The organism is Gardnerella washingtoni, from assembly GCF_049262705.1.
Lineage (GTDB): Bacteria > Actinomycetota > Actinomycetes > Actinomycetales > Bifidobacteriaceae > Bifidobacterium > Bifidobacterium vaginale_D.
The window spans coordinates 409,692-431,636 of the sequence record NZ_CP058398.1; the positions used below are offsets into that span (position 1 = coordinate 409,692).

The following is a 21,945-nucleotide window of genomic DNA, read 5'->3' on the forward strand; positions in this document are numbered from 1 at the left end:
TTACAAATCGCACTTAATCAAGATATCGTTTTGATGACATCTACTATGCGTGCAGTCTAGTTGCTGCGTTTTAGTCCTTGTGTAGCAGGGTTTAGCGAGGGTTATCGTTAAAAGGTTTAGCGTTTGTAGTCATGAAAGGCTTCGTGTTAGTTTTTTAAGCAGCCGATAGGAACTACGCAAACACCGTCTTTGCGGCAATACGCAAAATCGCCTGTTCCAGTCAAAACCATAAGGAAAGATGGCTCGTTCATTTTACTGGTGTCGATTTTTTCTTTCATCGCTTTAAGGCTTTTTACTCCTTCTTCAATGAGCTTTTCGCCTCCGAGTTTAATTTCAATAAGACCGTATTTACCGTTTCTTAAATGAATAACCGCATCGCATTCCTGTCCGTCTTTATCTCTGTAGTGGTAAACTTCGCCGCCTAGAGAATCTGCAAAAATTCGCAGATCTCTGATGCAAAGTGTTTCAAATAGAAAACCGAAAGTATTTAAGTCGTTTATCAAGTCGTTTGGTCCAATTCCCAAAGCCGCTGCAGCAATAGATGGGTCAATATAATAACGCGTATCGGATGAACGAATGGCAGTTTTTGATCTTAGATTTGGATTCCAAGCAGGCATATCTTCTACAACAAATATTTTGCGAAGCGCATCAACATACGACGCAACGGTTTCCTCGCTAATTGTCTTATCTTCATTAGCAGAAATATCTCGCGAAAGCACAGTATTTGGTACTTGTGCTCCTTGATTCCTTGCGTATGAGCGCATAAGACGCTTAACTTTTTCAGCATCTTTTTTTACGTCATCGGCACGATTAATGTCGGAGTGTACAATAGCATCGTAGTAATCAAAAGCTTGATCTAAAGCAATTTCATCACGCATATCCACCGATTGTGGCCATCCTCCACGGCATACAAGAAAAGCTAGGCGGTCAATACTTAAGTTTGAATCACCCTCAATACTTTTAGTTCCCGCAAAAAGGTTTTCCAAGCTAGCTTCGCCCGTGGAATCACCGGATTCATATAAGCTCATTGGTCTCATTGTTAGCCACGTGAAGCGCCCAGTACCAGAGTGAGTAATTTCTGTAGTGTTTGCAGGAACAGCAGAACCAGTTAGTATAAATTGCCCAAGCTCACTACGATGATCAACCTCAAACCGTATTGCATCCCAAAGTTTTGGAGCAAGCTGCCATTCGTCAATTAATCTTGGGGTAGCTCCCTTCAGTAATCGCTTTGGGCTTAGTTCCGACATAGCGATATTCTGTTCTTTCTTTTCGGGGTTGTCCATATATAAAACGCTTGCTGCAAATTGTTCTGCAGTAGTGGTTTTCCCACACCATTTCGGCCCTTCAATCAGTACCGCGCCTTTGCCTTCTAGCTTTCTTTTCAAAATATCGTCGGCAATTCTTTTCCTATATTTTTTCAACTCTGTCACCCTGTTTTTTTAATTAAGTCTGCTCGTATTTTCTGCTGATAATATGAATTCTATCATCATTTTCCGACGATTGTCGGAATTCTGTCCCGACGATTGGCGAATTTTCATTCCGATGATTGGCGGGATATTAGTACGACGATTGGCTTTGTTTAGAAATGTGGTTGTAAGGACTAAATGTTAAAAGGCATAGTTTGTGATGGTAATTCGTGACTCCCATTTGTTTTTAACATGAGCTAAGTTGTATATGGTGAACTGTAAGCAATAAGTTTTAATTTTCGTACATTAATATGTTTTATCGATGGATACAATGAATTTTTCGCAAGAAGGTATTATACACAAATATTTACCAGATTTTCTAAAGGAGTAAACCATGGAACATAATTGCGGATTTATTAACGATAAAAAAGCATTTAGATATAGAGCAGCAGCCATCATAGTCGAAGAAGGTTGTGTGCTATTTGCAAGAAATGATGAGGACGACTATTTCTACTCAGTTGGCGGAGCGGTTCACATGGGTGAGACGTCAGAAGAAGCCGTTAAGAGGGAAGTATTTGAAGAGACAGGTCTTAATTACGAGGTCGATCATCTTGCTGTCATACACGAGAACTTCTTCATCGGTAGCTCTGGCTTAAAAGGAGTAGACTTCCATGAGCTGACATTCTACTACATGATGAAGCCCATGGGCAAAAGAGATTTTACGAGCCATAGCACTACAGAGGCAGGTGCTAAAGAGACAATGCATTGGTTACCTATAGATGAGCTTGATAAGTGCAAGGCTTACCCGACATTTATGAAAGAATATCTTAAATCGGAGCATAGCGGAATAGAGCATATAATTTCAGATGAAAGATATTAATGAATCCCGCTATTATGGCGAGAGATCGTTACATAAACATTATTTCTGTTTATGTTCGGACAGAACAATCAGCTGAAAACATTAGCCAGGATACCATTAGAGCAGTTCGAAGATGTACTCTCTTATATAAATTATGAAAACATAGATCATGATACAATTACGCTTATCTGAGTCTCGAAAGGCGCAGAATACGCGTTGATGCCGGAGCAATGATCATTGAATTCGGTGGAGAGGAAGAAGAAAATCAGAAGGCTAAAGCGGAGTCTCAAACCTTGATACTTGAAACACTTATGTTTTGGATTGATTACCGTAGTGCCTTTACACTGCCACGACGTTGAATATCAGATTGTATAAATTAGCATTTGAAGGAGAAATCAATGAGCTTAGATGAATTGAGGAATGATATCATCATAAAGCAGAAAAAAGGATTACCATTTATCATGGCATCGGTGATTATATGGCTTCTGATAGTACTTGTGTCAATTTTAGATATCAATATGGATATGAAAAATTTATTGGTATTTTGCTGTTCATGCCCATTATTACCGCTGGCTTGGCTCATTGGTAACCTTATAAAGGTTGATATCTTTTCAAAACAAAATCCACTTGGACAATTAGGCTTCATTTTCACCCTAAATCAAATGATTTATTTATTAATCGTTATGTGGGTGTTTAGTGCGGTTCCGGAAAAGATGATTATGGTGTATGCAATGGTCTTTGGCGCACATTTACTGCCGTATTCATGGCTGTACAAATCAAAGGGATATACAGTTGCTGCAATTTCCATTCCGATGATTTCCTTGATTTTAGGATGTGCATTAAACGGCACAACGGTTGCTGTTGTGGCATGTATTATTGAGATAGTATTTGCTTGTGTATTACATATGGAATTAAAGAAAATGGGAGATAACTACAACAAATCCCAGTTTGTAGAGCTTAGCAAGGATTAAGTTTCTATGAAATAGAAATCTAAATCTAAAAGCGTTATGTGTAAATGATTAAGGCGGTAGTAATACCGTCTTTTTTGATGCCCAAAAAGGTTTCAGAATTCAAGGTTAAATTTTCAGAGTTCAAAGAAATAGCTTCATAGTTTAAGGGTAAGTTTTCGTTGTATCCAACACGTGATGAAACTAGACCACTCAATTTCATGTGGGGATGTTATAAAATCCAGACTATTGAATTTTCTTTAGTCTATTCTTATGTTCAAAAATCAACCTATAGAATAGATGGAGTTATCGCCGGCATCATGGTACTTGACCGTGCTATAAAAAGCGGTAATACAAAGGCAATGCGAAGGTAACACGAACACGAAAAACATGTATGGCAGCTGAGGGATCTTATTCATATAAATTGTGTTGCAATATGCGACACAATAATTTATTATATGCGTATGGAGGTTGGTTTATATGGCAGTTACTAAGACAGCGAATGTGAATGTGAGAATACAAGAAAATATTAAGCAGCAGGCGGAGCAGATTCTGGAAACGATTGGAGTTCCTAGGGCTACGGCTATTGACATGTTTTATCGTCAAATCATTCTTAATAAGGGTATTCCGTTTTCGCTTACTATTCCAAAGTCTCTTCCAGCACAAGATGATATGGATGAGAAAACGTTTAACGCGTTGATGGCTAAAGGTTATGATCAGGCGGTTCGTGGTGATAGTTATCCGATAGATGATGTTTTTGAAGATCTTGAACGAGGTCTTTAATGGATGAGTATAAGATAAAAGTCACTCGTCAGGCGAAAGAGCATCTTGCACTTATCGAGAATATATCGCCACGGAGTTACAAGCACCGATAGTGGCTAAAAGAATGCTCGAGCTGTTGAAGTCGGAAATGATGTCTTTGCAGACGATGCCTTATCGTGTGAAGTTAATTAGTGAGCAGCCGTGGTGTGAACTTGGTTTTAGAAGAATACGCGTAAAAAATTATTACGTTTATTTTTGTGTTGATGATAGTAGAAAAGAAGTTCAAATACTCGCGGTTATCTACGTGAGAAGAGACCAGACTAAACAACTGGAAGAATTGTAATGTAACGCGCTATCAAGCCAATCTTAAACTTTTTAACGATAGCTTTTCCTATCGTTAAAAAGTGCACCCACTATCCATAGTGTGCACTCAAAAAAGTGTAGCTATACTACCGTTCTCTCAATCCACGTCGAGAGTGTTGTATTGATGTCAAGGGCTGATTAGGTGGGTGCAAGTTTGTCCTTGTATAGCAGGGGTTTGCGAGAGTTATCGTTAAAAGGTTTAATGCGAAGCAGCTTTAAGCTGGCTTGGCGTGGTTTTTGAGCGCGGTTTGGCTGTTTGAGGAAACATGTCGACGGTGTAGGGTTTGAGTGTACAGGATGTTAACGTACTTCGCTTGCGTTGAAAGCACACTGTGCTTTCAACTTTGAGCAAGCTCAGCGAATCGAAGTGCATTCGCGAATTATGCTTTAATCGCGCATGCAAGTCGATTTGCCACTTTGCACCCAGCTGGTGAAGTGGAAAAAATTTATGCAGAAGGAAATGTACCGTAGCATATGTGGGAGAAAAAATATGCGAGTCTAGTGAACAGGTTCAATACTGTAGAATCAAGGCTTAAGGGAGTAAAAGCTCGCATTGTTGAAAAGCAAATGAGGCATGATGAAGTTGAATATTTTATCGAGGACTTGAAAAACAGGACTTGTTAACAGTGTTCGATGAAAACGTCTGGCTTAGCATGGTTGACCATCTAACTGTGCATCACGATGGAAAGGTTGATCTTACTTTCCTTGATAGGAGCAAAACGGAACTAAAGTGTTAAGCTTACAGGAAAAGTGTAAGGTAAAATAAAAGTATATCAGCAAGTCGCTGACGTGCTTTTTTGCTGTTAAAAGAGTTATGGGTTGAGTATCAATGGAGAGAAGAGGGTGCGTCTGTCTAAAAAATTAAACATTTTGAAAGGAGGAATAATGGAAACAATAGTATCCGCTTTATTAGTTTTTGTTTCTACATCCATTGACTACTTAGTTGTTTTGACTATTTTATTCGCTAGTCAAGGAAAGAAAGGTTTGAAATCAATTTATGTAGGGCAGTATTTAGGTACAGGACTGCTTGTACTGGCTAGTCTTATTGCCGCTTACTTTTTAAATTTTATTCCACAAGATTGGATTATCGGACTCCTTGGTCTAATTCCGCTAGGTCTTGGTATAAGAGCAATTTTTGTGGATGAAGATATTGATGAAGAAGATATCGAGGGGAAAATTACAGGAAATGGATCAAAAATCTTAGCATTTACAAGTTTAACAGTGGCAATGGGTGGAGATAATTTAGGAATTTATATCCCCTATTTTACAGGAAAGAGTTTGATTGAGATTAGTATAAGTTTAGTAATATTTGCATTAGGGATTTTGATTCTATGCAAATTATCTCAAAATCTCGCCTCAATTTCTGCTATCGGAGAGACTGTGGAAAAGTACGAAAAAGTAATTGTACCTGTCGTGTTTATTGGACTCGGTCTTTATATATTGATTGAAAATGGAACTATTAATTATTTCATAGGTCAAGTCCTAAAAGTGGTGTAAATTCATTTCCTTCCCTTTATCTGTTATTTTTATGTTCAAACTCAAACGAGAAAAATAAGTGGTGCTTCCCACCGTCACGGCGCTTCACCGTGCTATAAGATGCAGGAGGCTGATTAGGTGGGTGCAAATTTGCCCTTATGTAGCAGGGTTTAGCGAGGGCTATCGTTAAAAGGTTTAATGCGAAGCAGCTTTAAGCTGGGTTCTCGCGATTTTTGAGTGCAGTTTGGCTGTGTGAGGGAACATGTCAACGCTTTAGGGTCGAGTGTACAGGATGTTAACGTACTTCGCTTGCGTTGAAAGCACACTGTGCTTTCAACTTTGAGCAAGCTAAGCGAATCGAAGTGCATTCGCGAATTATGTTTTAATCGCGCATGCAAGTCGATTCGCCACTTTGCACCCACCCTGTGAAGTGAGTATATACAGTATAGTTTGCGTAATTATTTATCACGCAAAAAACATGATAATAAAATTTATACAAGCAAAAAGAGATGTTACTCAAATGGCATAATTGTAAAAAGTTACTTTATAACATTCTCCTATATCGTGGGGCTTAAATCTAAGCCCCACTTTTTATATTCAAAACTATTTTTTCAAATAAATAAAAGTCAAAGACTTTACATATTTAACGCTTATTCTTAGCTAAAATACCTGTTTTTAATATCATTTGTAAGCATACGCTGAACAAAAAAATACAAAACAATATATTGCATATAAAAGGTGAAATACTGCGCGCAATTATTGCGCCTAAGTTTACAGTAAATGTCGCAAAAATACCGATAATAATTCCTTCAGTAAAATGAGTATAATGGTAACGAGCATTAGCAATACTACCACTTATAGCTGTAGGAAGCGTGACAAGCAAAGCAGTTCCTCTTGCCATAAGGTCTCCCATGCCGAGCAAAAGTTGCACGCATGGCACTATAATTCCTCCGCCACCAACACCTAAAATACCTGAAAAAATACCAGAAACAACGCCTATAAATATAAGACATATAGCTTTTAAAAAATTAACATTAAAATCTACATTTCTTAACGGAATCCAAACTTGACTAGAACATATAACTAGTAATACAAAAAGTGTAAAACACCAAGGAAATATTTTTTTAGGCAAAATATGTGAAAAATATACCCCAATTTGTGATCCGAAAACTGAACCTATTATTAGAAAAAATGCTGATAAAAATGACACTTTGCCGTTTAAACCGTAAACAATGCTTCCACAAAGCGACGTTATAATTATGGCAACAAGAGAAGTAGCAGTAGCATGACGCTGATCAAATTTCATAAAAACAGTTAATGCAGGAACTATCACCATTCCTCCACCTACACCGAACAATCCTGATAAGAAACCTGCTAATAGTCCAATGAAAACGATTAAAACAATATTATGGAAATTATATTTGGTTTTAAAAATATTTCTCAACATATATCTTTTCTTCACAAAACACCTCCTCGTACTTTATTCACTACTTTTACTATATTATATGAAAAATAGAATGTTTCTATACTAGTTCAATTGTAATTTATGTATTTATTTATCTAATTAACGTAAGTAATGGATAATAAGAAGTTTATCGCAGAGACGAAAGATGTTCGTTTAACGGTGAAACGTGCTGATACCTTTGGTGTGAGCTTTGTTAACTGTGAACAAGATATATTGAGGGTTGAGGAAGCGCAAAATGTTATAAGGCTTATTCAAACTAAAAAAGTCTCAGCTTCGAATTGGCTGAGGTGGTTTACTCAGGGTATGCCTGAAATTGTTGTGAGTTTGCCACATGATGTGGAAGTTTGTGAGGTTGAATCTGATTCTAATCAAGTGCTCATCACGGATATTGAGATTGGTAAGCTTTATGTAGAAGTGAACAATGGCTTTATATCCACTGGAGAAAGATAAAATTCATATTTAATGAAATTGACAATCAGGCCTTATGGAGGGTTTTTATGGCTGAGATTTGGGATGCGTATGATAAAGAATTTAATAAATTAAAGAATATTACATTAGTGAGAGGAGAACCAATTCCTGACGGCATGTATCATTTGGTGGGCGAAGTAATTGTTAAACATATAGATGGGACTTACCTTATTATGCAAAGAGATTTTGAAAAGAAATTCGGTGGAATGTGGGAGTTGACAGCAGGTGGTTCTGCATTGCAATATGAAACACCATTAGAATGTGCAGTAAGAGAATTAAAAGAAGAAACAGGTATTGAAGCTTCAAAAATTATGGAGATCGGAAGATTTGTGCAGGATGTTTACCGCTCTCTTTATGTTGAATATCTATGCGTAACCGATTGTAAGAAAAATGCAATTGCTCTTCAAAAAGGAGAAACGGTTAATTATAAGTGGGTAGATAAAAAGAGCCTTTTGGAAATGAGCCAAGACGAGTTAGTATCATCAAGGGCAATCAAACTTATTAAAACAGTAGATATATAAATTCAAGTTTGGCTGTTTGAGGTAAGATATCAACGCTCTAGGGTTGAGTGCACAGGATGTTAACGTACTTCGCTTGCGTTGAAAGCACACTGTGCTTTCAACTTTGAGCAAGCTCAGCGAATTGGGGTGCTTTTTCGCGCTACGCTTTAAGTGAAAAGGCAGGTCATGTCGTTCGCGCGGTCTAAGCGCGCTCACGTCTTCGCCGCGCAGAAGCAGTGCTTCTGCCTTGAGCGGCTCAGCGCTCCGAATTACCTTTTCGCGCTACGCTCTAAGCGAAAAGGCAGGTCGGAACGCACGGCTATTAGTAGCCGTTCGGCTGATTTGGCACATAAAGTCCACTGGACTTTACATTTGAGCCAAATCACGCTTTGAAGGAGCTTGAAATGCGTTATGCAATTTCAAGCTCTGTCAAAGCGCCCATGCAAGTCGATTCGCCACTTTGCACCCAGGGTGTGAAGTGGTAAAATATAGCTTAAAAGTTAAAATGAGGCCTGATTATTAGTATGTGCACGAGGAGGTTTTTAAGGAATGGACAAGCTCGTTCGTTTTTGCCGTGAAGTAGCGACATTCGGCTTGACGGTTGCCTTAATCGCGATGCTGGTTGCCTTAATATGGGATGGCACACTTGCTATTAGAATTGGTTTTACCTCTTTTGTTATTGGTGTCACAGTGATCTCGCTTAAGACTGTCCTTCGAAAGACTGATTGAATTTTGTTTGGTTCAAGTCAATAGTTGAATATCTCACGTTGGGTGGCTATTACTGATCTCTGTCAGTAATAGCCACTTCTTTTTATGAATCTTAAAGTCAGGCTCAATGTCCGTCCTGTTTAGCCGGTGATCGGTTAGGGTAATCGGATGAAGTATTGGATACGTTGAAGAATAATATTAGAGAAATTATCGCTGGCAACAACTTAAGTGAGCTTGAAACGGTTGATAAAAGAATTGCAGATAAACAAGCGATACCATTAACCTTGCTTAAAGCTAAAAAAGACTACACGAAAACTGCCAACGAGATTGATGAGCTTAAAGGTAAGAAACAGCAGCTTCTTATAGAAAAAGCAGGTCAAGAAGATGCTAAAATACGAATCAGAGAAATGGAAGATTTTCTGAAAAGTGAGCGTCACGATATTAGTGAGTATGACGAGAAGCTGGTAAGAAAGTACATCAAGAAAATAAAAGTTTACGAGGACAGGTTCAGTATAACTTTTAAATCAGAGATTAGTGTGGATATTGAAAGGGCATCGTAAATTGAAAGGGCATCGTAAAAGCCAAAAGAATGTGAGCATTTGAAATGTTACAAAAGTCAGCCTAGGTGGTGAATCCTCTCTAGGCTGTTTTTATGCTCAAAAATCAAGCTATTAAGCCAATCTTAAACCTTTTAACGATAGCTTTTTAATAATCGTTAACATAATAATGATAGTTACTAGGAATAGTTATTCCAGTAGTGCGTCAATATTTCGTTTTGAATATAGAAGTCTGCGCACTTCCATAGTGTCGTCGATGACAACGTAAAAAACAGAAAAGTTGCGTACGCCAATCCTGTAGTAGGGGTGTTCTCGTGTTGTTGATGATTGGTAAGGAGCAAATAAGAGGGGCGATTCAAGTCGTTTATCGATTGCTGATTCTATGTCGTCAACAAGTCTGTGAGCAGCTTTTGGATTTTGCAGTGTATTGGTTATATAGTCAACTGTTTCTAATAAATCTTCTTTGAATAGTGGTAGAAAGGTTAATTTATACGTGTTCTTGCTCATTAATCCTTCTCCTTGCGCTATCAAAGACGTCGTCTTTAGAAAGACGTGTAGAAGTGTTTGCGGCAAAAGTATCTGCTTCGTCGAGTTTTCTTTCAATGTCGTCAGTGAGGGCAGAGTATTGTTTGATGCTCATGAGAACCATAGTCCCATAACCATTTTTTGTAAGGAATACTGGTGTATTTGAATTTATAACTGTTTCTTCTACTTCTGGAAATTTATTTCTTAAATCGGAAACTGGTCGAATATTAATCATAGTATCAACCTCCTTTTATCAAAAAAGTATCATAATATTATCAAAATTACAATAGTTAGCGCGCTATCGAACTTTTATTCCGACGTTTGGTGAGATATTAGTACGACGATTGGCTTTGTTTGGAAATGTGGTTGTAAAGACTAAATGTTAAAAGGTTTAGCGTGCGGTGGATTTAATATTACTTCTCGAGATTCTAAATGCTATTTTGCTGTCGAGTAGTTGTGCGATTTAGTTGCTTATGTTTTGGGGAACAAATCGGTGTAAAAATTGTAAAAAAGTTCCCTACACTGTTTGATTTATCATGGTAATGGCTTGTTGGTTATTCCAGAAAATAAGGTTCCTGAGTTTAAGAAGTTGCTTGTTGAGTATTATGAGGATGAAGATTTGCAGTCTGTGACGGATGCGTTTGCTTGCGTTTGTGAAGATGATTGGAAAGCGCTGTGCAAAAATGAGAGAAAACAAATTGGCGGTCGGTTGCGCTCATTTGTCGGCAGAAATTGCGCTTTCAACGGAAATTGCCAATCGCACTTGCTACTACGCAACTGCTGTTTCATCTATAATTTCACCATAATCATGATGAATTCGAGTTTGAAATGGAGATGTTTTTATGATTTTAGCAGATAAAATATTGGAACTGCGTAAACAAAACGGTTGGTCGCAGGAAGAATTGGCGGACAAATTGGGCGTCAGTCGCCAAGCTGTTTCCAAATGGGAAGGCGCACAAAGTATCCCGGATATGGAACGGATAATTGCATTGAGCCGTTTGTTTGGTGTTAGTACAGATCTTCTGGTAAAAGATGAAATTGATGTTATGGGGAAGAACGTCAACGCAGATGAAAATGCCTACCAGGAAGAAGCCGGCGTTCGCATGCGGGTAATTGAGCTGGAAGAAGCCTCCGCTTATATTGCTCACAGAATATCATTTGCCGCCTATGTTGCTCTAGGCGTTCTTCTTTGTATTCTGGCGGCAATCCCGTTGATAGGCAGTAATCTTTTGCTTTCTCCCACAGTAAATGCGCAAGTCGGTAAAACTATTGGCTTAGCATTCAGCGTTGCGATTATTACTGTAGCTGTAGTTATTTTTATTATTCAGAGTTTCCACGAAAAGCGTTATCAATATTTGGAAAAAGAGGACTTTGAAACGGCTTACGGCGTTGACAGTGTGCTCAAAGAACGCTTGGAACGGTTCATGCCGTCGTATGTGCTGCGGACGGTCAGCGGTGTCGTTTTATGTATGGTTGCCTTTATTTTTCTTATAATTTCGGATGCAGTGTCGAAATTTTATCAACTTTCATCCGGCTTTTTTGTAGTTATCGCTATTGTCCTGGTGGCAGCAGCTGTTTATTTATTCGTGCAGGCGAATATTGTTCGCTCGTCCTATTACCGTTTGCTGCAACCGAAGAAAAAGATTGTCTATCCTGCAAAGATTAGGTTATTGCTCCAAGCTTACTGGCTTATGATTATCTTCATTTATTTAGCCTACAGTTTCATCACGTCCGATTGGGGAAAAAGTTGGATTGTTTGGCCGTTGGCTGCATTGACTTACGGAGTAATAGAAGTAGTGCTCAAAGTGTGGAGGCTTGGAAAGAAATAAGTGACTTTCAGCGTCGATTTTCTGGCGAATAACAGGTGTTATCCGGATGAAATATGGTATGCCCACGCTTATATTACCCCCAAAGAGTGAAAGTATGATTAAAAAATGTCGCACATATAGGCTTTACCGTCGGTGGTGCGGACATTTTTTAGACAGCCACACCCAGTCTACTTTTGTTCTAGATAAGACTTATTCCTACGAGTTATCAAGTCTCTTATTTGCTGGCTGGTGAAGAGACTCGTAGCTGGGAATTTGGTGTTTATCGATTGGTTAAGGATAATTATCCTAAATATGTTTTATCGATGGATACAATGAATTTTTCGCAAGAAGGTATTATACACAAATATTTACCAGATTTTCTAAAGGAGTAAACCATGGAACATAATTGCGGATTTATTAACGATAAAAAAGCATTTAGATATAGAGCAGCAGCCATCATAGTCGAAGAAGGTTGTGTGCTATTTGCAAGAAATGATGAGGACGACTATTTCTACTCAGTTGGCGGAGCGGTTCACATGGGTGAGACGTCAGAAGAAGCCGTTAAGAGGGAAGTATTTGAAGAGACAGGTCTTAATTACGAGGTCGATCATCTTGCTGTCATACACGAGAACTTCTTCATCGGTAGCTCTGGCTTAAAAGGAGTAGACTTCCATGAGCTGACATTCTACTACATGATGAAGCCCATGGGCAAAAGAGATTTTACGAGCCATAGCACTACAGAGGCAGGTGCTAAAGAGACAATGCATTGGTTACCTATAGATGAGCTTGATAAGTGCAAGGCTTACCCGACATTTATGAAAGAATATCTTAAATCGGAGCATAGCGGAATAGAGCATATAATTTCAGATGAAAGATATTAATGAATCCCGCTATTATGGCAAGAGATTGTTACATAAACATTATTTCATTGAAATTAACAAATAACCGCCAATGATATATTACAATAATTAACAGTACCCGACGCGCCTCTTAACAATGCGAACCAAATCGGGTCTTTTGATTTTTGGTCTATAACCCGATATTTAACAAGGAAGTTGTTCAAGTGGCGAATAGTAGGAAGTTTGTAGCAAAAACGAAAGATGTTAGCTTAACGGTCAGAAGAGCTGATTCTTTTAGTATTAGTTATGTTAATTGTGAAAAAGATATATTTTGTGTTGAAGAAAATCAAGACGGTATAAAGTTCGTTCAAACAGAAAAAGTGTCGGCTTTTTACTGGCTTAAGTGGCTTGCTAAAGGCAGTCCTGAGGTCATTGTTACGTTGCCGGAGAATGTTGATTTTTGTGAGATTGAAGCTGAGTCGAATCAAGTATTAGTAGCAGATATTAAAGCTGACAAGATTTATGCAGAAGTTCATAACGGCAGGGTGGAAGCAAGGAATGTTCAGGCGAATGATGTTTTTCTAAAGTGTCTTAATGGTTCTGCTGTGGTGAATAATGTTAAGGTTGTTGTTTCTTGCATGGTGGATACGTTAAATGGTACGAGTGTTTTAGAGGGAGAAATTACCAAGGGTGCATGTCTTGAAGTAGTTTGTGAGAATGGTATGGCTGAAGTTTGTGATAAGCATAAAGCAGATCTTGGGCGCAAAACAAATGGATGTGCTCACTATGCTGTGCACTGCTTGAATGGAAAAGCTGTAGTGAAGTAATACTGTTGTGGTGTTTTATGTCCGCTACTTTGACTAGTCGCACGAAATAGAGTTTGGCATATTCTAAAAATGTTTTTAAATGTTGGAGTATTAGGCTTGGTGATTTTTAATCCAAGTGTAAAGGTCATTTTCATTTGCCTTGCCTGATGCAACTTTGAGAATAATATCAATCAGTTCTTCATCTTTATAAGACAACATAATGTTGTTGAGTGCCAGAAAGATTAGCATGACATGTGTGCCGATACGCTTGTTTCCATCTATGAAAGGGTGGTTCTTTATAAGACCAAAAGCTAGACGTACTGCCTTATCTAAGACAGATGGGAAAAGTTCATTCTCGTCAAATGTTTGCAGTGGAGTCTTTAATGCAGAATCAAGCATTCCTACATCTCGGATACCTGAAGAACCACCACTTGCTTCAATCAGAGCCTGGTGAAGTTTAATCACCTGTTCTCGTGTTAGATACTTCATTTAGCAAGTTCCTCATAAACTTTTTTGTTCTTTTTGATGAACATGTTGGATAAAGCCATAACTTCATCGTCTGCTGGAACAGTAACTTTTTCAGTTTTGGCTTTTGGGAACTCTAAAATCACATAGCGCGGAGCGTTGTTTTTCAAAATAACAGCTGATCCGTATGTGTCAACAAGTCGTGCAACCTTGGAAAAGTTTTGATTTGCTTCGGAAATAGAAACGAGCGTGTCTGTATTTACATTCATATCAATAACCTCCATTTTTAGAAGAATTATAGCATATATTTTAGGATAAATAAATCCTAAGTATTTTGAGAGCTATTTTATAAATGCCATATAGCCTATGTGTGCTCTAGTTGCTTGTGTTTTGGGGAACAAATCGGTTAAATAATCATAAAAAAGTTCCCTACATTATTTGATTTCTTATGCTGTTACAGTTGGTAACTATAGTGTTTCACCTTGTTTCTTTTTCCGCTGTAAATTATTTGTTAGTTTGTAATTAGGCGGTATCTCAATCAAATGTTTCAATACTAATTTGGTTTCCGTCAAGTAATTTCATGATGTGTAATAACTGATTTGAAAGGAGTTGTGTTATGAGTAGTGTTATATCTTTGGGAGAAAAAATTAAAAAGGCTCGTCTGGAAGCTGGGTTGACGCAGGAGGAGCTTTCGGAATTATTGATGGTATCTCGTGCTGCTGTAGCAAAATGGGAAACGAATCGGGGTTTGCCAGATATAGAGAATCTGAAATTTATTGCATCTGCTCTAAGCGTGAGTGTTGATTATCTTTTGGATGAGAACAATAGCGTTGATTTTTCTATTACTAAGAAGCCTATTAATCTCAATAAATATGGTTTCGACGGTAGGTTGAGCGGTTTTAAGAAGCTGAAAATTAAAGAGCAGATTGTATTAGATGAATATCCTGACTCAGAAATCAATATGCTAACTGTTGTTAAGACTTATAACAGTTCATCTGAGAAAATGGTGGATAATTTTGTTGGATGGTTTTCTACGCTCCTTGGAGGATTGCCATTGTTTGGCATATATGATTTCAGTAAAGCTGTTGCCACTCTTGGGGCTGATCAGTATTATTTGGTGGATAAAAAAGATAAGCAGTATTTCGTGCTTATAACCGATGAGTATATTATTAGCAGAATTATGGGAGTGGCGTTTAATAGTAAAAAGTTCCGTATTGGAGATAAGGAATTTATGAAAGTTGGTTTTCTTCGTAATAAGTAGTAAATGGGTGGGTGGGTCTGGTTTTAATATTTTTTCTCATAATATTTGTTGATAAAAAACATGATTAATGGAGAGAAGGCTACTGAAATAGTTAAAAGAGCAGCTGGTAAATATGCCTTTGTTATAAATGCAATTATGGCAATTATTCCCATTAGGTGCATCAGTATGAATGCCATTGTTGCATTTACTTTATCTTTGATTTTCTCGTTTCTTTCATCGTTCACATTTATTTTGTAGTTGTGGTCTTTTTTCATCATCTTATAGTGCATGATTTTTACGTGTGAAAGTGAGATAATCGCAACAAAAACAACCGACAATGCAATTTCTACGGATTCGTTCAGTTTAAGAGTGAGTGCAAGAATTAATCCGCAAATTCCTATTACATATCCTATGTACCAAAAATTCTGGGTTTTCTGTTTTTTCATTTTTTATCTTCCTCGTAGATAAATATTTCTTCGATTGTTAAATTAAAGTACTTAGCAATTTTGTATGCCAATATGATTGATGGGTTGTATCTTCCATTTTCCAAAGAACCGACTGTCTGTCTTGATACTTCGAGTGCGTCAGCAAGTTCTTCTTGGGCTATGCCTTTTTCTTTTCTAATTTGTTCAAGTCTATTTTTCACATTACATTCTCCTTCCTAATGGAAAGTTAGCTTTACATATAGGATAATCTTTTCGAGAGTAAATGTCAAGTTTACTTTCCATTGGATTTAATATCGATAATATTGTTTGTGAAGTTTCATAGTATTCAAGAGAGTAGAAAACTAGAAGTATAATTTTCTTTCAGATACTATTTCAGATAGTATTGTTCTTATGGATAACAGTAGTGAGCTTTTGGCAAGTAACAGTGAAAATGCGTTAGTAGATTTTACTGAAAAACTTCTTGTGGATGTTAAAGATTTTAACAATAACAACAATAAAGTATTAAGTGTTCCCGTATCTGAATTATTGAATTTTGGATCTGGTTTATCGTCATTAATTCCTGCATGTAATACAGTTACTCAAACAATAACCATTCCTACGGATGGTCTTTATAAGATTGCTAATAAAGCTGCAGGTGATACTCTAAAATACGCAAAAAATGGGAATCTATGGGGATCTTTAAGAAAAGCTGACGGTGGCTCTAGAATGATGCAGATTTCAAAGATGGAGTCTTTGCAAGGTTCTATGAAAACAGTATCTGCGTTTAATCCTGCTCTTTTAATGATGGCTGTGGCTATTTATTCTATTGAAAAAGATATGAAAAAGATTAAAGAGACGCAGGAAAAGATACTTACCTTCATGGAGGTTGAGAATGAGTCACAGATTGAGGCAGATGTTGAGTCATTGATGGGGATTGCTTCTACTTATAAGTGCAGTTGGGATAATGAAATTTCTGTTACGAATAATCATAAGCTTGTTATCGATATTAAGAATCGTGCTAGAAAGAACATTATTGCTTATCAGAAAAAGATTACTGACATTCTTCTGTCAAAGAAGTTTATTGTGTCTAAAAGTAAAGTAAATTCGACGTTGTCTGATTTAGGGAAAAAGTTTAAGTATTACAGATTGTCGTTATATATTTTCTCTCTATCATCTTTGATGGAAATAATGTTAAGTGGTAATTTTTCGGAAGAGTACATTACTAATGCAGAAAATGAGATAAAGAAATTGTCTGATGACTACTGTGAGAAATTTGAAAAAAGCTCTTTATATTTAGAAAAACTTGGTAATTCGGAAGTAGAAGTCAATGTTGTGAAAGCTATAGGTACTGCTGGTACTGCTGTTGGTAAGTTAATTGGTGGTATTCCTTTAGTTAAAGATGGTTCTGTTGATGAGTTTTTACAAGATAAAGGAAACGGATTACATGAAAATGCTAATGCAATGGGAGTAAAAGCAGTGAAGGAGTTTGCTGTTTTGCGTAATCCGGAAACAAAAGTGTTTGTGGAAAAAATGGAGGATATAACTCAAATCTACAATCGTACTTCGCAAATATGTGTTGATAAAGAAAAAATATATTTGTTGTAAGTCATATATTATTTCATGTTGTGAGAAAACGTTTAATGCGTTGATGTCAAAGGCTGATTAGGTGGGTGTGTTTTATAACGTTCGAAATTACGCTATTTCATTCGTTACTTTTTAACCCAAATCGCGCATTAGTTATTTGGGTCGTTAACAATGTTTTCTATATTTCTGCCTGAGTAGAATATGCGAATAACTGTTACAGTCATTTGGTTTTCGTCTACTTGGTAGAAAACAGTGTAGTTGTCGACTGGAACTCTGCGTATTTCTTTAGAACACCACGGCTCCCACTCTACAAGCTGATAGCACATAGGCATAGTGTTAAGAGAACGTATAGCATGCTTAATGCGGTTGACTTGTTTTTCCGCCGTTTTTGGAACTTTTAAATTAAAGCGAATGTATTCGTATAGCCCAGTGAGATCAAGGAACGCTTGCGGAGAATAAATGACGCTATAGGTTGTGCTCATACGCCGTATTCCTTAGCGAAGAATTGGTCTACTTCATCTGCACTGTATTGTTTGCCAGTTGAAATAGAGTCGATGCCTTTTTGTAATTCTTTATCCAACTCGGCTCTTGTTAAGCTGCCTAAAGCAAGCGGTTTTTCTTGCTTATTAGTCGGCAGACGAAGTTCAAATGGCATGCCTTTTTGTAAAACAATCTGGCTGTAAAGCATTTGGATTGCTGAAGATGGTGTTATTCCAAGCTGGTTCAATATGCTTTCAGCATTTTCTTTAAGATTTGTATCGATTCTTGCATATACAGCGTTTGTGTTTGTCATTGTGCTCGCGTCCTTTCTGACCTTATTTTACAAAATGTTTGCAAGCATACGCAAGCAGATGAAAGCAAAAGTTTAATCACTATTCAGATTATGACTTCACATTGTTGTATCTTCGGATTCAAAATCAAGCTATTAAGCCAATCTTAAACCTTTTTGCAATATTTTCTTATCGTTAGAAAGTTTAGCGTGTGGCGGCTTTAAGCTTGGTTAGTACGATTTTAGATGCGATTTTGCTATTTTATCAGTTATAACTTATAAATTATCGATTTTGTTATTAAATTTCACTTATAGGTGTGATGAACTGTGATTAGTTAAGTGGTTATAAGTGTATTCGAAAAGCCTGCACTTATTGGAAAAATAAAAAATTTTCTTTAATAAAGCTTGTATGTATGGTTTTTTTTTAATAGTAATACTATTAAAGCTAAACAGACTATTATGGATTCTAATTTTAATAAAATTGCATATTAGAAATAAGGAGCACGTATGCGACTAATTAGACCAGATAAGAAATATATTCAAGGTTATATAGAAGCAAATGAAGAAGATGAAATTTTTAGGCCGAATGCAGAAAGACGTTTTATACACCCTGAGACAATTATAGAGAGTTCTTATAACTATGAGCATGGTATAAATTTACCTGAAAATTATGTTAAAGCTACTACATTTTGGCTGATAGATAATGAAAAATTTATTGGTGAAATTAATATTAGGCATGAATTAAATTCTTTTTTAATTAACTATGGTGGTCACATAGGGTACGAAGTTAGGCAGTCTGAATGTATGAAGGGCTATGGAACGAAAATGCTTTCTATGGCACTTACATATTGTAAAGAGACTTTGAATCTGCATAAGGTTTTGATTACATGCGATGATGACAATATTGGCTCCATACGAGTTATAGAAAATAATGGTGGAATTTTAGAAAACAAAGTGAAAAATAGCTTATCAAGAGGAAATGTTACGACAAGAAGGTATTGGATTAATATATAGGGAAAATATTAAATTTTATCTATACTGACCACTCAATCGTGGCTTAGGACAATTTTTTAGATATTCTGTGCAATCAAAGCTGTACAATGAAAGCACGATATTTCGTAATTGCATTTTCTGGAGAAAGATGATGAGTGAGGCGAATGTAAGGCCAGTGCTTTTCAAGCATGCTTTTTGGGATAATGTGATTATAGAAACTGTTGCTGGCATTTGCACGCTTATTATTTCGCTGCTTGTACAGCAGTTCGTAGGGCACCGAGTACTAGGTTGGGAAACTGTGGTCATACTCGCGTTGAGTGTTGTGGTGTTTTCGCTGCTAAGTGCAGCGTGTCTGCAGTGGTATAGGCATCGTAGACCGGATGACGGGTATTTGCTTATTGGAATTATCGATTTTGTGCTCAGGCTGTTGGTGACTTCTGGTATTGCTTTATTGCTTGTTTCCGATATCACGTTGCTAAGCATTATTATTGGTGCAACAATCACCAGTGTGTTGCTGTTTGTTTTTGAAAAGCCTTGGCAGCGTGGTATGACGGATGCGCAATTACAGGAAGCTTCAAAGAAATCGGTTGAGCTTGGCGTTCAAATGCTTGAAGAAGAGCGCGTAAAGCGCGCCGAGGCGAGAAACATGATTGCATTACAGCATGCGAGCGAAGTTAAAACAGACACTCCTAGAGGTGTGTCTCTAACATTCTCCTCGTTAATCGTTGCGAATATGCTGATGGAAGCAGTATGCGATGTTGTCATATTTGTGCTTGCGTTGATGCTGCAATGGTGGGTGCTTGGTACTATCTTCGGATGGCGAACGCTGCTTGTCATGTTCTTGGGCAATATGCTATTTTCTTGCGTGGCGGCTGCGGTTATGGTTCTGATGGGCGCATTGAAGGCTGATCAACAGAAATGCCTAACAAAAAGTTTGCCTTTCTTGGTTATTGTTGTATTGCTTCGATTGCTGATTTTTGGTGTTCTCGCTTGGCTGCTTACACCGAGCTTAGTATGGGTAAGCGTAGTTGTTGGTATTGTGCTTACCGATATTATCCTCGTTATCAAGTGGAACCCTAAAAGGTGAATTTTTAATTTGTTTCGTTTATAATAGAAACAAATGTAAAAAATGATAAATTTATCGACTATAATCGAAAAAGACTTGCAGCTGAGAATTTGGTGTTTATCTATGCACCCAGGGTGGTTTATGCAAAAGTAACTATAAAAGTAATTACAATAGAAGTCCAAAAAAGTCCTAGTTTTTGCTGCAAGAATCCCCGTGAAAGGGATAGCATAACCCTATTTCTATTTGTTACAAGTAAAACTTAGAACACCTTATACATTTTATGTGTTATCAAAAATAACAACAACAATTGTATGGCAAAAAATTATTGGATAGAATGAGTGTTAAACCTATTTGGTGTTCGACTCCGTGGAGTGAGTGAGGAGGATATTCTCATGTACAAGGTTCTTATGTTCGTGCTGAAGTTGGTTATGTTTACAGCTGTGAATTTTATGTTCCTTTACTTGTCGATGGTGGTATACGGCCATGATTTTGGTGTGATGTTCAAAACGTATGGGAATGCGCTCGGTCCGTTTACGTTCATGCTTGCTTTGATGACAACGATGTTGTTGCCTAATGAAGGAACTATTTTTGAGGGTAAGCGGCAAAAAGTGTGCTAAAAAACCGAGTTATCGTTGAAATACCAAGGAAAACTTGCTGTAGTTAAGCTAAAAAGGCTTAACATTTAGTATTACTTGACATTGAAAACAAAAGGGGCTTAGGACAATTTTTAGACATTTTGTGCAATCATAGTACGATGTTCCATAATTGTCTTTTAAGCCCCATTTTAATTCTGTGGTTGTTGTAAGAATCAATATAAGTATGAATAGCTTGACGTAATTCTTCTGTGCTATCCCAGCTACTGCGACTTAGATAACAAATTGCGAAAAAGTTATGCAATGAGAACGTTATTTGCAATTTTTATATTGCGAGCATGCTGTTAGCGATTAAGCCCTCACTTTGGTGTAAATTCATTTCCTTCCCTTTATCTGCTATTTTTATGTTCAAACTCAAACGAGAAAATAAGCGGGGCTTCCTACCATCACGGCGCTTGATCGTACTATCTGATGCAGTAATGCGAACATAAAAATCGTGTATGACAGTCAAAAAATCCCATTCATGTAAATTGTGTTGCAATATGCGATACAGTATTTTATGGTATGTGTATGGAGGTTGATTGATATGGCATTCGTGAACTTAACGTTGTACATCAGTCTTGCAACGACGCTTTCTTAAGGTCTTCCATAGAGGAATACGATGGTACGTTAGGGTCTCTGGAAATTCTTCTAGCTTCTTCCATAGCAGCCAGTGTTTCAGTGTTATATTGTGGCTGCTTAATTATGAATGGGAAACCGCCTTCCATTATGGAAGTTCGTAAGAAAATATTGATAGCATCAGTGACGGAAATTCCGAAGCTGCCAAATAAGTCTTCAGCACTTTGTTTTACACTTGGTTCAATACGTATGTTGATGTTTGCAGTTTTAGACATATTATTATCTCCAACTACTTATATTGTATTGCAAATGTTAAACAAATGTTTTGTGGTTGCTTGTATTTGAGTTTTTGACGTAATACTCATATAATTTTCCACGTAAAGCACATTTAAGTTTATGAGGTGTTGCGCTATGACTGCCCAAATGATCGCTAGTCTTAAGAACGGTTTGAAAGGCATATAAAAGCACATAAAACAGCTTAAGATACATATTCTTTAGCAGTATTAAACACGCATTGCACATGATGTTTGTCATTATGTTTGCACGTGCGCGTTGGTTTTTGCATGTTTTTGCATGTTTTGCGCGTTCTTATCGTTCTTATAAGCAAGCGTTATCTTTTTATCTAACTGATTTTCATTGTTGAAATTTATTCAATAACAGTAAGAATGAAACTTTAATAACAAGTAAGAACGAAGCAATAATA

The 21,945-nt window shown here is 37.2% G+C and carries 29 protein-coding genes and 1 pseudogene; 18 read left to right on the plus strand and 12 right to left on the minus strand.

Annotated elements, in window-relative coordinates; all coding sequences use genetic code 11:
• Positions 1-146 precede the first annotated feature (146 nt).
• Positions 147-1,421: an ATP-binding protein gene (locus tag HXT28_RS01495; RefSeq protein ID WP_422113684.1), complete on the minus strand. Its 1,275-nt coding sequence runs from the start codon at positions 1,419-1,421 to the stop codon at positions 147-149.
• 379 nt (positions 1,422-1,800) lie between these two features.
• Here HXT28_RS01495 and HXT28_RS01500 point away from each other — a divergent pair, with 379 nt between their 5' ends.
• The 6 genes and pseudogenes from HXT28_RS01500 to HXT28_RS01525 all read left to right on the plus strand — a co-directional run bounded on the left by HXT28_RS01500 (position 1,801) and on the right by HXT28_RS01525 (position 5,834).
• A complete protein-coding gene (locus HXT28_RS01500) occupies positions 1,801-2,286 on the plus strand; it encodes an NUDIX hydrolase (protein WP_016637474.1) in 486 nt (161 codons plus the stop codon).
• Positions 2,287-2,663: 377 nt separating this feature from the next.
• The gene (locus HXT28_RS01505; RefSeq protein WP_422113546.1) at positions 2,664-3,236 is read left to right on the plus strand and encodes a DUF7010 family protein; all 573 of its coding nucleotides are present in this window, start codon (positions 2,664-2,666) and stop codon (positions 3,234-3,236) included.
• A 456-nt stretch (positions 3,237-3,692) separates the two neighbouring features.
• Positions 3,693-3,995 (plus strand): type II toxin-antitoxin system RelB/DinJ family antitoxin, encoded by a 303-nt coding sequence (locus tag HXT28_RS01510; RefSeq protein ID WP_004133089.1) that lies wholly within the window; start codon positions 3,693-3,695, stop codon positions 3,993-3,995.
• A gap of 103 nt (positions 3,996-4,098) precedes the next feature.
• Positions 4,099-4,317 (plus strand): type II toxin-antitoxin system RelE/ParE family toxin, encoded by a 219-nt coding sequence (locus HXT28_RS01515; RefSeq protein WP_415695424.1) that lies wholly within the window; start codon positions 4,099-4,101, stop codon positions 4,315-4,317.
• A gap of 494 nt (positions 4,318-4,811) precedes the next feature.
• Positions 4,812-5,074: pseudogene (locus HXT28_RS01520) on the plus strand (hypothetical protein).
• A gap of 148 nt (positions 5,075-5,222) precedes the next feature.
• A complete protein-coding gene (locus HXT28_RS01525; protein ID WP_016788774.1) occupies positions 5,223-5,834 on the plus strand; it encodes a CadD family cadmium resistance transporter in 612 nt (203 codons plus the stop codon).
• 622 nt (positions 5,835-6,456) lie between these two features.
• On the opposite strand, the gene HXT28_RS01530 is transcribed toward HXT28_RS01525, so the two are convergent.
• Entirely contained in the window at positions 6,457-7,260 is an 804-nt protein-coding gene (locus tag HXT28_RS01530) for a sulfite exporter TauE/SafE family protein (RefSeq protein WP_422113685.1), read from the minus strand.
• Between the two features lie 129 nt (positions 7,261-7,389).
• On the opposite strand from HXT28_RS01530, the gene HXT28_RS01535 reads away from it, so the two are divergent.
• The 4 genes from HXT28_RS01535 (at position 7,390) to HXT28_RS01550 (ending at position 9,514) form a co-directional block, all read left to right on the plus strand.
• Positions 7,390-7,728: a hypothetical protein gene (locus HXT28_RS01535; protein ID WP_422113547.1), complete on the plus strand. Its 339-nt coding sequence runs from the start codon at positions 7,390-7,392 to the stop codon at positions 7,726-7,728.
• Between the two features lie 47 nt (positions 7,729-7,775).
• The gene (locus HXT28_RS01540) at positions 7,776-8,267 is read left to right on the plus strand and encodes an NUDIX hydrolase (RefSeq protein ID WP_422113548.1); all 492 of its coding nucleotides are present in this window, start codon (positions 7,776-7,778) and stop codon (positions 8,265-8,267) included.
• A gap of 528 nt (positions 8,268-8,795) precedes the next feature.
• On the plus strand, positions 8,796-8,975 hold the full coding sequence (locus HXT28_RS01545) for a hypothetical protein (RefSeq protein WP_009994761.1): 180 nt from the start codon (positions 8,796-8,798) through the stop codon (positions 8,973-8,975).
• 155 nt (positions 8,976-9,130) lie between these two features.
• Entirely contained in the window at positions 9,131-9,514 is a 384-nt protein-coding gene (locus HXT28_RS01550) for an integrase (protein ID WP_422113549.1), read from the plus strand.
• 186 nt (positions 9,515-9,700) lie between these two features.
• On the opposite strand, the gene HXT28_RS01555 is transcribed toward HXT28_RS01550, so the two are convergent.
• Entirely contained in the window at positions 9,701-10,018 is a 318-nt protein-coding gene (locus HXT28_RS01555; RefSeq protein ID WP_422113550.1) for a type II toxin-antitoxin system RelE/ParE family toxin, read from the minus strand.
• Positions 9,999-10,271 (minus strand): type II toxin-antitoxin system Phd/YefM family antitoxin, encoded by a 273-nt coding sequence (locus HXT28_RS01560; RefSeq protein WP_016637256.1) that lies wholly within the window; start codon positions 10,269-10,271, stop codon positions 9,999-10,001. The genes HXT28_RS01555 and HXT28_RS01560 overlap by 20 nt, the downstream gene beginning before the upstream one ends.
• A 607-nt stretch (positions 10,272-10,878) precedes the next feature.
• Here HXT28_RS01560 and HXT28_RS01565 point away from each other — a divergent pair.
• From HXT28_RS01565 to HXT28_RS01575, 3 genes are all read left to right on the plus strand, one after another.
• Positions 10,879-11,865, plus strand: a complete 987-nt coding sequence (locus HXT28_RS01565) for a helix-turn-helix domain-containing protein (protein ID WP_422113551.1) — start codon at positions 10,879-10,881, stop codon at positions 11,863-11,865.
• A gap of 374 nt (positions 11,866-12,239) precedes the next feature.
• Positions 12,240-12,725, plus strand: a complete 486-nt coding sequence (locus HXT28_RS01570; protein WP_016637474.1) for an NUDIX hydrolase — start codon at positions 12,240-12,242, stop codon at positions 12,723-12,725.
• A gap of 182 nt (positions 12,726-12,907) precedes the next feature.
• Positions 12,908-13,510: a DUF4097 family beta strand repeat-containing protein gene (locus HXT28_RS01575; protein ID WP_032814670.1), complete on the plus strand. Its 603-nt coding sequence runs from the start codon at positions 12,908-12,910 to the stop codon at positions 13,508-13,510.
• Between the two features lie 90 nt (positions 13,511-13,600).
• On the opposite strand, the gene HXT28_RS01580 is transcribed toward HXT28_RS01575, so the two are convergent.
• Positions 13,601-13,978, minus strand: a complete 378-nt coding sequence (locus HXT28_RS01580) for a type II toxin-antitoxin system death-on-curing family toxin (protein ID WP_422113552.1) — start codon at positions 13,976-13,978, stop codon at positions 13,601-13,603.
• Positions 13,975-14,223, minus strand: a complete 249-nt coding sequence (locus tag HXT28_RS01585; protein WP_004128496.1) for a prevent-host-death protein — start codon at positions 14,221-14,223, stop codon at positions 13,975-13,977. The genes HXT28_RS01580 and HXT28_RS01585 overlap by 4 nt, the downstream gene beginning before the upstream one ends.
• Before the next feature lie 347 nt (positions 14,224-14,570).
• Here HXT28_RS01585 and HXT28_RS01590 point away from each other — a divergent pair, with 347 nt between their 5' ends.
• Positions 14,571-15,215 (plus strand): helix-turn-helix domain-containing protein, encoded by a 645-nt coding sequence (locus tag HXT28_RS01590; RefSeq protein ID WP_422113553.1) that lies wholly within the window; start codon positions 14,571-14,573, stop codon positions 15,213-15,215.
• A gap of 23 nt (positions 15,216-15,238) precedes the next feature.
• Here HXT28_RS01590 and HXT28_RS01595 read toward each other — a convergent pair whose 3' ends face one another.
• Both HXT28_RS01595 and HXT28_RS01600 read right to left on the minus strand, forming a co-directional pair.
• On the minus strand, positions 15,239-15,640 hold the full coding sequence (locus HXT28_RS01595) for a DUF2178 domain-containing protein (protein WP_422113554.1): 402 nt from the start codon (positions 15,638-15,640) through the stop codon (positions 15,239-15,241).
• On the minus strand, positions 15,637-15,840 hold the full coding sequence (locus HXT28_RS01600; RefSeq protein WP_422113555.1) for a helix-turn-helix transcriptional regulator: 204 nt from the start codon (positions 15,838-15,840) through the stop codon (positions 15,637-15,639). Before HXT28_RS01600 ends, HXT28_RS01595 begins: the two co-directional genes overlap by 4 nt.
• A 190-nt stretch (positions 15,841-16,030) precedes the next feature.
• Here HXT28_RS01600 and HXT28_RS01605 point away from each other — a divergent pair, with 190 nt between their 5' ends.
• Entirely contained in the window at positions 16,031-17,224 is a 1,194-nt protein-coding gene (locus tag HXT28_RS01605; protein ID WP_422113556.1) for a hypothetical protein, read from the plus strand.
• Between the two features lie 128 nt (positions 17,225-17,352).
• Here the strand turns inward: HXT28_RS01605 and HXT28_RS01610 are convergent, their stop codons facing one another.
• Complete coding sequence (locus tag HXT28_RS01610) at positions 17,353-17,685, minus strand: type II toxin-antitoxin system RelE/ParE family toxin (protein ID WP_064347015.1); 333 nt, start codon at positions 17,683-17,685, stop codon at positions 17,353-17,355.
• Positions 17,682-17,996 (minus strand): type II toxin-antitoxin system RelB/DinJ family antitoxin, encoded by a 315-nt coding sequence (locus tag HXT28_RS01615; protein WP_064347017.1) that lies wholly within the window; start codon positions 17,994-17,996, stop codon positions 17,682-17,684. Before HXT28_RS01615 ends, HXT28_RS01610 begins: the two co-directional genes overlap by 4 nt.
• Positions 17,997-18,479: 483 nt before the next feature.
• On the opposite strand from HXT28_RS01615, the gene HXT28_RS01620 reads away from it, so the two are divergent.
• From HXT28_RS01620 to HXT28_RS01630, 3 genes are all read left to right on the plus strand, one after another.
• Complete coding sequence (locus HXT28_RS01620) at positions 18,480-18,986, plus strand: GNAT family N-acetyltransferase (protein ID WP_422113557.1); 507 nt, start codon at positions 18,480-18,482, stop codon at positions 18,984-18,986.
• Between the two features lie 130 nt (positions 18,987-19,116).
• Positions 19,117-20,052, plus strand: coding sequence for a hypothetical protein (locus tag HXT28_RS01625; protein ID WP_422113686.1), 936 nt, complete (start codon positions 19,117-19,119; stop codon positions 20,050-20,052).
• A 371-nt stretch (positions 20,053-20,423) separates the two neighbouring features.
• Entirely contained in the window at positions 20,424-20,648 is a 225-nt protein-coding gene (locus HXT28_RS01630; RefSeq protein ID WP_004114701.1) for a hypothetical protein, read from the plus strand.
• A 127-nt stretch (positions 20,649-20,775) separates the two neighbouring features.
• On the opposite strand, the gene HXT28_RS01635 is transcribed toward HXT28_RS01630, so the two are convergent.
• The gene (locus HXT28_RS01635) at positions 20,776-20,946 is read right to left on the minus strand and encodes an IS3 family transposase (protein ID WP_422113558.1); all 171 of its coding nucleotides are present in this window, start codon (positions 20,944-20,946) and stop codon (positions 20,776-20,778) included.
• A gap of 292 nt (positions 20,947-21,238) precedes the next feature.
• Positions 21,239-21,517, minus strand: a complete 279-nt coding sequence (locus tag HXT28_RS01640; protein ID WP_422113559.1) for a type II toxin-antitoxin system RelB/DinJ family antitoxin — start codon at positions 21,515-21,517, stop codon at positions 21,239-21,241.
• Positions 21,518-21,945: the final 428 nt, after the last annotated feature.

Bases quoted from the DNA above. Each gene is read 5' to 3' on its own strand.
- HXT28_RS01500 (WP_016637474.1), top strand. From the start codon at position 1,801: ATGGAACATAATTGCGGATTTATTAACGATAAAAAAGCATTTAGATAT.
- HXT28_RS01505 (WP_422113546.1), top strand. From the start codon at position 2,664: ATGAGCTTAGATGAATTGAGGAATGATATCATCATAAAGCAGAAAAAA.
- HXT28_RS01510 (WP_004133089.1), top strand. From the start codon at position 3,693: ATGGCAGTTACTAAGACAGCGAATGTGAATGTGAGAATACAAGAAAAT.
- HXT28_RS01515 (WP_415695424.1), top strand. From the start codon at position 4,099: ATGCTCGAGCTGTTGAAGTCGGAAATGATGTCTTTGCAGACGATGCCT.
- HXT28_RS01525 (WP_016788774.1), top strand. From the start codon at position 5,223: ATGGAAACAATAGTATCCGCTTTATTAGTTTTTGTTTCTACATCCATT.
- HXT28_RS01530 (WP_422113685.1), bottom strand. From the start codon at position 7,260: ATGTTGAGAAATATTTTTAAAACCAAATATAATTTCCATAATATTGTT.
- HXT28_RS01535 (WP_422113547.1), top strand. From the start codon at position 7,390: ATGGATAATAAGAAGTTTATCGCAGAGACGAAAGATGTTCGTTTAACG.
- HXT28_RS01540 (WP_422113548.1), top strand. From the start codon at position 7,776: ATGGCTGAGATTTGGGATGCGTATGATAAAGAATTTAATAAATTAAAG.
- HXT28_RS01545 (WP_009994761.1), top strand. From the start codon at position 8,796: ATGGACAAGCTCGTTCGTTTTTGCCGTGAAGTAGCGACATTCGGCTTG.
- HXT28_RS01555 (WP_422113550.1), bottom strand. From the start codon at position 10,018: ATGAGCAAGAACACGTATAAATTAACCTTTCTACCACTATTCAAAGAA.
- HXT28_RS01560 (WP_016637256.1), bottom strand. From the start codon at position 10,271: ATGATTAATATTCGACCAGTTTCCGATTTAAGAAATAAATTTCCAGAA.
- HXT28_RS01565 (WP_422113551.1), top strand. From the start codon at position 10,879: ATGATTTTAGCAGATAAAATATTGGAACTGCGTAAACAAAACGGTTGG.
- HXT28_RS01570 (WP_016637474.1), top strand. From the start codon at position 12,240: ATGGAACATAATTGCGGATTTATTAACGATAAAAAAGCATTTAGATAT.
- HXT28_RS01580 (WP_422113552.1), bottom strand. From the start codon at position 13,978: ATGAAGTATCTAACACGAGAACAGGTGATTAAACTTCACCAGGCTCTG.
- HXT28_RS01585 (WP_004128496.1), bottom strand. From the start codon at position 14,223: ATGAATGTAAATACAGACACGCTCGTTTCTATTTCCGAAGCAAATCAA.
- HXT28_RS01590 (WP_422113553.1), top strand. From the start codon at position 14,571: ATGAGTAGTGTTATATCTTTGGGAGAAAAAATTAAAAAGGCTCGTCTG.
- HXT28_RS01595 (WP_422113554.1), bottom strand. From the start codon at position 15,640: ATGAAAAAACAGAAAACCCAGAATTTTTGGTACATAGGATATGTAATA.
- HXT28_RS01605 (WP_422113556.1), top strand. From the start codon at position 16,031: ATGGATAACAGTAGTGAGCTTTTGGCAAGTAACAGTGAAAATGCGTTA.
- HXT28_RS01610 (WP_064347015.1), bottom strand. From the start codon at position 17,685: ATGAGCACAACCTATAGCGTCATTTATTCTCCGCAAGCGTTCCTTGAT.
- HXT28_RS01615 (WP_064347017.1), bottom strand. From the start codon at position 17,996: ATGACAAACACAAACGCTGTATATGCAAGAATCGATACAAATCTTAAA.
- HXT28_RS01620 (WP_422113557.1), top strand. From the start codon at position 18,480: ATGCGACTAATTAGACCAGATAAGAAATATATTCAAGGTTATATAGAA.
- HXT28_RS01625 (WP_422113686.1), top strand. From the start codon at position 19,117: ATGAGTGAGGCGAATGTAAGGCCAGTGCTTTTCAAGCATGCTTTTTGG.
- HXT28_RS01630 (WP_004114701.1), top strand. From the start codon at position 20,424: ATGTACAAGGTTCTTATGTTCGTGCTGAAGTTGGTTATGTTTACAGCT.
- HXT28_RS01640 (WP_422113559.1), bottom strand. From the start codon at position 21,517: ATGTCTAAAACTGCAAACATCAACATACGTATTGAACCAAGTGTAAAA.